This window comes from Haladaptatus ordinarius (genome assembly GCF_054177595.1).
Genome location: NZ_JBPEHH010000137.1, coordinates 1 through 8,194 on the forward strand (window position 1 = coordinate 1; position 8,194 = coordinate 8,194).

Genomic DNA, 8,194 nt, shown 5'->3' on the forward strand with positions numbered 1-8,194 from the left:
GCAGCGGGGATGGACTCGGCAGGTGAACTGCCGAGTTCATCACCAACCTTCACCAGTCGATCGGTGAGGCGCTTGTCCCCAAAGTCTGCCGAGCGAAACTCTCCTCGAATCCAACCTGACACATCCATGTCACACAACTCTCCGTCATCATCTATATCAGGCCGCCAACTATGTGAACCATGCCGCATCTTACAGCCTCGATTCGTCAGCTGCGGCGTTAGCACTTGTGGGTAAGAGACAGAACTACAGTCGTGGGACGCAGTCAAACATTCAGGATTCGTTTGGCCGCTTCCTCGATCCGAGGCGGCTGCGGGAGGTAGTAGTCTTCACGACCGAGCATTGGGATGGGAGTGTCGAACCCAGTGACACGCTCGATGGGCGCCTCCAGATAGTAGAGTGCCTCTTCGTTGATGCGCGCAATGAGTTCGCCCGCGAATCCACCGCTCTTGGGCGCTTCGTGGACGATGACGACTCGGCCAGTCTTCCGAACTGAGTCGACGATGGTCTCGGTGTCCAGCGGCGATATCGTTCGGATGTCCACGACCTCGGGGTCGATACCGTCATCCTTGAGGTGATCAGCAGCTTCCAGCGTCCGTTGCATCATCGCACCCCACGAGATGAGGGTGATGTCCTCTCCCTCGCGCCGAACCGCCGCTTCACGGAGCGGTATTTCATAGTCATCGTCAGGAACCGATTCACGGGCCGTCCGGTACTGCAGCTTCGGTTCGAGGAACAACACTGGATCTGGATCCCGTATTGCGGAGATGAGAAGGCCCTTCGTATCATACGGAGTGCTCGGCATGACGACTTTCAATCCAGGGATGTGGGCGTATGCGGATTCTAAGCTCTCGGAGTGGTGTTCGAGGGCGCGCACACCGCCGCCATACGGTGTTCGTATCACCATTGGGGCGGTGTGTTCGCCGCGAGTCCGCCATCGAATCCGGCTAGCGTTCTGAATGAGCTGGTTAAATGCTGGTGGGATGAACCCGGAAAACTGAATCTCTGCGACCGGTCGATAGCCCCGGAGTGCCAGGCCAATCGCAGTGCCGGCGATAGCGATCTCCGAGAGTGGTGTGTCGAGGACACGGTCGCCACCGAACCGTTCTTGGAGGCCCTCGGTAGCGCGGAAGACACCGCCTTGTTGGGCGACATCCTCGCCGTAGACCATCACTCGCTCGTCGCGCTCCATCTCGGTCAGCAGTGCGTCATTGACCGCCTCAACGAGCGTGAGGTTCTGTGTCTGGGTCTGTTGTTGCTCGTTCATCGAATCACCCCTTCGGTCGCTCGTCGATGTAGTCATACGCGTCAGGCCGCCGTTCGAGGAACGCCTCGAACTCCGCTAACTGCTCTTGGAGTTCGGGTGGTAGCTCTTCGTAGACATACTTGAACATCTCATCGACACCACCGGGGTCGAATGCGTCAGCCTCCCGTTTCGCTTGGTCGAACTGCTCGTTAGCAGTCTCACGAATGGCCTCTTCGTCAATTGCGTCCCAGTGCCCCTCTGCCTTGAGAAATTCACGGAATCGGCTGACTGGTTCACGTGTCTCCCACCATTCGACTTCGGCCTCATCGCGGTAGCGCGTGGGATCGTCGTTCGTGGTATGGGCGTCAAGCCTGTAACTCACGGATTCGACGAGCACCGGGCCATCGTCGGTTGCTTGGTCGCGGGCGCGTGTGACGGCGTCGTAGACTGCAAGTACGTCATTGCCGTCGACGCGAATCCCGTCAAAGCCATATGCAAGCGCTTTCTGGGCGACGGAATTGGCGTTCGTCTGCTGATCGAACGGCAACGAGATGGAGTACTGATTGTTCTGAACGTAGAAGACCGCTGGAGCGCCGATGACGCCAGCGAAATTCATCCCGGCCTGCACTTCGCCGGTACTTGGATGGCCTTCTCCCATCATCATCATCGCGATCTCGTCGGCATCATCACGCAGCATTCCCCATGCGTACCCGACGCCGATCGGCACGTGCGTCCCGATGGCGATAGCGATAGGGAATGTGTTCGAGTCCGGGAACCGATTTGCGTCCTCTACACCACGCCAATACAGCAACAAGTCGCGGAGTGACATGCCGTTGATGAGCATCGCCGCAGGTTCCCGGCCATAGGGGAACAGCCAGTCGTCTTCGTGAAGGGCGTAGGCAGCCCCAACGATACTCGCTTCCTGTCCATGTCCAGATGCGTATGTTCCCATCTCACCCCGGCGCTGGAGTTTGACCATGCGCCGGTCGACCACTTGCTGGACGACCATCCATTCGAAGATATCACGGTATTCCTCGGTCGTCAGATCGGGAACACGGTCGGAGTCGTATGACCCGTCTGGATTCACAATTCGGTACCGCGGTGGGATCTGGTCATCTTGGCTATGGACACACTCCTCGAATGAGGAGATTCCTTCACCGAACGCGGTTTCGCTGAGTTCGTGTAGTGGTTCTTGACTCATATTGTCACTCTTTCTCACAGTGGTTTCCGCCGCTGTTAACGATTGCCCGAATCGGTGCTGTTGACTGGCCATCGGATTCGGAACTCAGACGACCAACTTTGACAGTCTCAGTGGACGCTTGCACGGGTTGCGAACCATCATTCCAGGTACAACTGTTTATCATGGACTGGCTCGAGGTCTGCCTGAATTACTTCGTTGGTGAGCAACGTCGCACAACTCGGACAGTAGTACTGACGGAATTCCAGCTCATCGTCGACGTACTCAGCCGGATCATTGACCAACGGGCCAGCCTCCGCCAAAGGCTTGCGCTCACAGAGGGCATGGAGTTTGTAATTCTCGTCAGCGTCACACAGTTCTCCGTCACAGTTCCGACAGACGATTGTCTTGGAATCAATGTCCACGGCGAGGTTTGCATCGAGTGGCTGGCGGCTCATTCCTGCTCACCCCATTTGTCCGCGGCCAATCGATCGTCTCGAATCTCCTCACGCCGTTGCTCGGTTGCTCTCTCGTCCACTTTGCCATCTTCGATTACGACACCGTAGGTTCGGTGCGCTTCGGTTTCGGAGACGTAGCCACGACGCACGTCATCAGCTACCGCCTCTGGATCACGGTCGATCGGATCGCCGTACCCACCGCCACCTTGCCAGATACTGTAGTAGACATCATCGGCATTTTGGACTGGATTAGCCTTGGGCGAGAGAATGTCGCGGTCACCGTCGATCTCGGCGCGATCTGAGGGGATGGTATCCGAGTCGAGTAAGTCGTCGACGTTCGACTCGCGAATCAACTCGTAGCGTACCGTGTTCGCGGGATAACCACCTGCGATGCCCTGGCTCGTCGAGACGGCTGCACCAAATGCTGAATTAACGTGTGAGATGGGTGCGTCCGTATCGTGGGGGCGCCAGCACATACTCGCAGTGACGCCACCGCGGTATTCACCGGGGCCGCCGGAGTCAGTCTCTTCTTTGCGATACATATAGAGCATCGGGAATGCGAGTTCGTTCGATTCGACGTTGGGTGCAGCGCCACCCGGTGCGGCAAAGATACCGGCCGTATTGATGCCGTCAGCGTGGGATCGCGCACCCCAGCCGCCGGCCATCGGATCCATGAATTGGGTGACGAACTGGTCACCGCGTTGGTCGAGGCCCATCGCGTTCATCGTCACCCACGACCCTGATGACCCAGCGACGAGGTTCTCGCGCTGGTCGTCACTGGCGTCTAACATCTTGGAAATTGTTTGCGTCGAGAGATTCACCGTATGCCACGTCCCGGCGATTGCGGCCATCCCCGTTCCGCCGGGGAACTCCGCATTTACGGTGATGCCGTCGTCGGCCTCGAAGTCGAGGACGCGGTAGATGCCGCCGAGTGCCCACGGAATATCGTGGCACAATAGTGGTAGCACTGACGTCGTCAGCCCACCTCGCATACCGGCATACGTTGTGTTAATCATCCCGGCCTGTTGATCACCCGAGACGCGAAACACGAGTTCGTCGTCTTGCTTTTCCATCTCGAGGTGGGTTCGGTAGACGTTCCTATCGCCAGCTTTGGCCACATCCTGATAGCCGACGTGGCGCCAGACTCCATCCGGAAGGTCGCGCAACCGCGCCCGCAGCGAATCCTCGGCATAATCCATCGTCTGTTTCATCACCGCCTTCACGGTGTGCGCGCCATACTCATCGATAAGGTCGTGCAGTCGGTCGATCGCAACGTTGTTGCCTGCGATTTGCGCTCTGAGATCCATCCCCACCAGTCCCGGCGCTCGAGACTTCCGAAGCATGAGATCCTCGACATCGGTACGGAGGTCGCCATCCTCGACGATCTTTATCGGTGGTACCGGTTCGGCCTCGGCGAACGCGTCGTCATCCTCGATGGCGAACGAGCCGATTTCATTCCCACCGACGTCTACCTGATGGAGCGTCGAGGATACCCAGCCGAACAGTTCCTCCTCGTGAAAGACCGGTGCAAGGACAACCGCATCGTTCTGATGCACGGCACCGATCCACGGGTCGTTACAGAGGAACATATCCCCAGGTTCGATACCGGGGTTGGCTGAGCGTTCTTCGAGAATCCACTTGATGATGAGATCCGTCACGCTCGCATGAAACATCACATACGGGCCGAAACTGATGGTCTCACCCACCTCGTCGGCGATCGTGACGTTGAAATCGTATGCGTCGGTGACGATCGGTGAACCACTCACCTGTTTTAGCGTCGTGCCCTGTTCGTCGTTGATTTGGCCGAGTCGATGCCGAAGCACTTCGAACGTGACTTTGTCTACCTCGAATCCATTGGGCACTGTGTGGAATGTGACGTCGTCTGCAACCGCCGATTCGTCGAGTTCAGTTACCACATTGTACCGCTCGTGACCTGGAATGAGCGTCATGATTACGCCTCCGTGATGATGATGTTGCCGTGTTCATTGACCGATGCGTGCTGCGTTGGTCGAACCGTCACCGTCGTGTCCGGAAGTTGTATGACCGCTGGCCCTGCGATGTCGACACCCTCGCTGAGTCGCTCGCCATCGTAGATGTCGGCTTCTACGAACGCGGACTCACTGGGCCAGTAGGCATCTCGCGTTCCAACCTGTGGATCACCGGATTCAGTGACGCCTGTCCCGAGCGTGGGGTCGACCGTCTTCCCGCTGGCCAGTACGCGTTGATTGACGAGTTCGACCTGCGCCTGTGCATACGTCGAGCCGCTCCCATACAACGACTCGTACCGCTGCTCCCATCGATCGACGATGTTCGAGACATCCTCGTCAGTCAACTCCCCGGAGGGGACGCTGACTGACACCCGATGCACCTGGCCATTGTATCGAAGATCGATTTCACGCGTGAAGGTCACGTCCTCGTCGTCGAACTCTTGCTCCGCGAAATCGGTTCGAATCCGTTCTTCGAGATTCTCGTACGTTTTAGTGAGGTCGCCTGGATCGAACGGGGACAGTGATGGATTCGACACTTCCTCGACCCACGAGAGGTCGGAGGTTGCGATGCCGAATGCAGAGAAGACGGACGCCGTATCACCTAGCGGCACGACGATTGACTGCGCACCGAGGTCATCACCATAGAATGGGGCATGTAACGGGCCCGCGCCACCATATGCGAGAATCGAGTACTGACGGGAGTCGTGGCCACGCTCGATCGTTATCTGCCGGAGGAGGTCAGCCATCGCGCCGTTGACGATCTCGAAGACGCCCGCAGCCGCCTCTTCGACATCCATGCCCAGTGGGTCGGCGATGTGTTCACGCATCGCCTCGCGAGCCGCATCGACGTCGAGCGAGCGTCGGCCACCGAGGAAATAGTCGGGATCCATGTAGCCAAGCAGGAGGTCGGCATCAGTCACGGTCGGTCGCGTTCCACCTTGGCCATAACAGGCCGGCCCGGGCTCGGCGCCCGCGGATTCTGGCCCGACCCGGAGTGCGCCTCCTTCGTCGATCCAGGCGATAGACCCGCCACCGCTCCCGATCGATTCGATGTCAACCGAGAGTTGGTAGAGGCTATATCGCTGGACGCTCGAGGTGGGGGTCGTCTCGAGTTCACCATCGTTGACCAGCCCGACGTCGAAACTGGTGCCACCAACGTCGGTACAGATCAAGTTCGGCTCGTCGAGGGCCCCACCAAGTGTTTGCGAGCCGATGACGCCTCCTGTCGGCCCGGACATGATGGTCGCCACCGCTTCGTCGGCCGCCTTGTCGATAGGCATCGCTCCACCCGTACTCTTCATCACGTAGATTGGCGCATCAAGGCCATGTGTGGCGAGGCGGTCGGCGAGGTCGTTCGTATACTGTTCGAGAACAGGCGCTGTGTATGCATTGACGACGGTTGTCGCACCGCGTTCATACTCACCAAGTTTCGGGACGACTTCGTGCGAGAGATAGACCGGCAAATCAGGTGCTATCTCCTCGGCAACTTCGTTCACACGTCGTTCATGCTCGTCGTTCTCGAAACTCCACAACAAATTCACTGCCAGGCAGTCGACGTCGTCGGCGAGCTCTGTCACGGCCTCACGAACCTCGCCTTCGTCGAGAGAGACGATCTGTTCGCCCTTGTAGTCAGTCCGTTCAGTAAGTTCGTGAATGTGCTTTTTCGGAACCAGTGGATCTGGTTTCGACTGGCCAGCGTAATGCTGCATCTCCTCCTGTGACAACCCCGCTGTTCGGGTCGTCGTCCGGCCGATGTGGAGCGCATCGGCATGCCCTTTCGTCGTAAGGAGGCCGACCGTACTCCCGCTCCGTTCGAGAACGGTGTTCGTCGTCAGGGTTGTCCCATGAAAGAGGATTTCAGTCTCTGAAAGGACGTCGCCTAAATCTTGGCCCAGATTTTGGGCTGCATTCCGAAGGGAGTCGACGACACCTTCAGCCGGGTTCTCAGGCGTTGTCCCCGCTTTACCGGTTACACGCGACCCATCATCGTCGACGAACACCGTATCAGTGAACGTCCCGCCTGTATCCACGCCGATTACGTATGCCATAGGTCAACATCCACCACTTTTGCAAAATAGCTTGTGCGAAAGATTCAAATATCGAAATTCGTGGCGCTCACCGCCATTCAATGCAGAATTTGTCGACACGACGTGGATGGATTCTCCCCGCCACCTAATTGGACTCTGGTGTGTACGTGATGTGGACGGAGACTGTCGGTTAAGCCCCGTTAGAATCGATCGACAGCCTGCTCTTGTTTCTCGTGTATGATTCCGCGGAGAGTATCGATTTCGAGTCCAGGATTCGTCTCGGAATGTTGGTCTGACTCCCCGACCATCTGCTCGACTTGCGGGACGATAATCTGACGATAGATGACGTACAGCCGCAGTGTATCTTCGCTGATGGCTTTCACCTTGTTGTGCGCACCAGGCGGTAGATAAATCATCTCGCCTGGGCCAGCCTCCGTCGTATGCACGTTCCCATTTTCGTCTTTGTAGGAGATTTCGACCTGGCCGGTCACCGGCATGTTGATTTGATACATGTGGGGCGTGTGAGTGTGCCAGTCGAGGACACCGCCCGGCTCACTCTCCATATATGAGATGTTCAAATCATTCGATCGAAAGAGATGTGACGTAAATTCCGGTGGGCGTTCGTCGTCCTCTCCGAGGCTATCTTGATCGTTCATCTCCGAATACAGGTCGACGCCTGCGACATCGTTGACCCTGATTTTAAACCCTTCCTGGGGGAGAAACGAGTCGAAGTTCGGAATCTCCATGACCATACACTCGGAATGATATCCTATTATTGTATCGGAGGTCTGAAATCAGTAGTACCGTTACGGTTGGAAGACAGTGTTTATAACTTTTATTCAATGAACTAAATCTAGTATGTGAGTATATAATTTTATTATTGTTCCACTGAGCTGTGTACCCCGTCGATGGATTAACTGCAACCGGAACAGCACCGTCAGCGACCAGCACCAAATCTGTGGCTGCTTGCAGCAGTGCACAGCCAGCAGTCTACTTACACGACCTCTCCTGCGGATTCCAGCCACAGACAGCGGTAATGGTGCGTTCGTCCGCTCACGACGATGGTGGAAGCAGTTCCGTGAACTCACTATCGCCTGTCTCGTTCATAATATCAACCGATCACTCTGAGCAGTCAGTACAGTGGGTTCATAGGTACCACAGCAGGAAACCCGCGACTTCAGGCCTGTCTCTTACCCATAAGTCAGTGATAGAGAGAAAATCTAATCAAATGAGATCTGAGAAGAAGGAATGAGTCAAAATGCGGTCATTATTGGAACTGAACCTTGAGTCGCTATGAGTAC

The 8,194-nt window shown here is 56.8% G+C and carries 7 protein-coding genes and 1 pseudogene; 1 reads left to right on the forward strand and 7 read right to left on the reverse strand.

Translation table 11 applies throughout. The features are described 5' to 3' along the window. From ACR3FF_RS24135 to ACR3FF_RS24165, 7 genes are all read right to left on the reverse strand, one after another. Nucleotides 1-188, reverse strand: a 188-nt coding sequence (locus tag ACR3FF_RS24135) for an IS4/Tn5 family transposase DNA-binding protein (RefSeq protein WP_458190671.1), incomplete at its 3' end; no start/stop codon positions are given. A gap of 74 nt (nucleotides 189-262) precedes the next feature. Beyond that, complete coding sequence (locus tag ACR3FF_RS24140) at nucleotides 263-1,264, reverse strand: alpha-ketoacid dehydrogenase subunit beta (protein ID WP_458190672.1); 1,002 nt, start codon at nucleotides 1,262-1,264, stop codon at nucleotides 263-265. Nucleotides 1,265-1,268: 4 nt separating this feature from the next. After that, nucleotides 1,269-2,444: a thiamine pyrophosphate-dependent enzyme gene (locus tag ACR3FF_RS24145; protein ID WP_458190673.1), complete on the reverse strand. Its 1,176-nt coding sequence runs from the start codon at nucleotides 2,442-2,444 to the stop codon at nucleotides 1,269-1,271. A 137-nt stretch (nucleotides 2,445-2,581) separates the two neighbouring features. Continuing rightward, on the reverse strand, nucleotides 2,582-2,878 hold the full coding sequence (locus tag ACR3FF_RS24150; RefSeq protein ID WP_458190674.1) for an acetone carboxylase subunit gamma: 297 nt from the start codon (nucleotides 2,876-2,878) through the stop codon (nucleotides 2,582-2,584). Further along, nucleotides 2,875-4,827: a hydantoinase B/oxoprolinase family protein gene (locus ACR3FF_RS24155; protein WP_458190675.1), complete on the reverse strand. Its 1,953-nt coding sequence runs from the start codon at nucleotides 4,825-4,827 to the stop codon at nucleotides 2,875-2,877. Before ACR3FF_RS24155 ends, ACR3FF_RS24150 begins: the two co-directional genes overlap by 4 nt. 2 nt (nucleotides 4,828-4,829) lie before the next feature. Continuing rightward, nucleotides 4,830-6,914 carry a hydantoinase/oxoprolinase family protein gene (locus ACR3FF_RS24160; protein WP_458190676.1) on the reverse strand — a complete coding sequence of 695 codons (2,085 nt, stop codon included), beginning with the start codon at nucleotides 6,912-6,914 and terminating at the stop codon, nucleotides 4,830-4,832. A gap of 179 nt (nucleotides 6,915-7,093) precedes the next feature. Beyond that, nucleotides 7,094-7,639 carry a hypothetical protein gene (locus tag ACR3FF_RS24165; protein ID WP_458190677.1) on the reverse strand — a complete coding sequence of 182 codons (546 nt, stop codon included), beginning with the start codon at nucleotides 7,637-7,639 and terminating at the stop codon, nucleotides 7,094-7,096. A 292-nt stretch (nucleotides 7,640-7,931) separates the two neighbouring features. Here ACR3FF_RS24165 and ACR3FF_RS24170 point away from each other — a divergent pair. Further along, nucleotides 7,932-8,021 (forward strand): annotated as a pseudogene (locus ACR3FF_RS24170) (IS5/IS1182 family transposase); the annotation flags it as partial. Nucleotides 8,022-8,194: the final 173 nt, after the last annotated feature.

Bases quoted from the DNA above. Each gene is read 5' to 3' on its own strand.
- ACR3FF_RS24165 (WP_458190677.1), bottom strand. From the start codon at position 7,639: ATGGAGATTCCGAACTTCGACTCGTTTCTCCCCCAGGAAGGGTTTAAA.
- ACR3FF_RS24150 (WP_458190674.1), bottom strand. From the start codon at position 2,878: ATGAGCCGCCAGCCACTCGATGCAAACCTCGCCGTGGACATTGATTCC.
- ACR3FF_RS24145 (WP_458190673.1), bottom strand. From the start codon at position 2,444: ATGAGTCAAGAACCACTACACGAACTCAGCGAAACCGCGTTCGGTGAA.
- ACR3FF_RS24140 (WP_458190672.1), bottom strand. From the start codon at position 1,264: ATGAACGAGCAACAACAGACCCAGACACAGAACCTCACGCTCGTTGAG.
- ACR3FF_RS24160 (WP_458190676.1), bottom strand. From the start codon at position 6,914: ATGGCATACGTAATCGGCGTGGATACAGGCGGGACGTTCACTGATACG.
- ACR3FF_RS24155 (WP_458190675.1), bottom strand. From the start codon at position 4,827: ATGACGCTCATTCCAGGTCACGAGCGGTACAATGTGGTAACTGAACTC.